The following is a 240-nucleotide window of genomic DNA, read 5'->3' on the forward strand; positions in this document are numbered from 1 at the left end:
CGATGATCGGTGGCGGGATCTTTTCGCTGCCGCAGAACATGGCTGCCCGCGCCGACGTCGGCGCGGTTCTAATTGGCTGGGCAATCACCGCTGTGGGCATGCTGACCCTGGCATTCGTGTTCCAGACCCTGGCCAACCGCAAGCCCGACCTGGACGGCGGTGTGTATGCCTATGCCAAGGCAGGCTTCGGCGATTACATGGGTTTCTCATCAGCATGGGGGTACTGGATCAGCGCCTGGC

The 240-nt window shown here is 62.5% G+C and carries 1 protein-coding gene; it reads left to right on the forward strand.

All coding sequences use genetic code 11. The features are described from left to right. Window positions 1–2: 2 nt before the first annotated feature. Window positions 3–240: amino acid permease (locus J5M56_RS26405; RefSeq protein ID WP_207938238.1), on the forward strand; the 238-nt coding region annotated here is incomplete at its 3' end.

It is taken from the genome of Pseudomonas sp. 51_B, assembly GCF_017491595.1.
Lineage (GTDB): Bacteria > Pseudomonadota > Gammaproteobacteria > Pseudomonadales > Pseudomonadaceae > Aquipseudomonas > Aquipseudomonas promysalinigenes.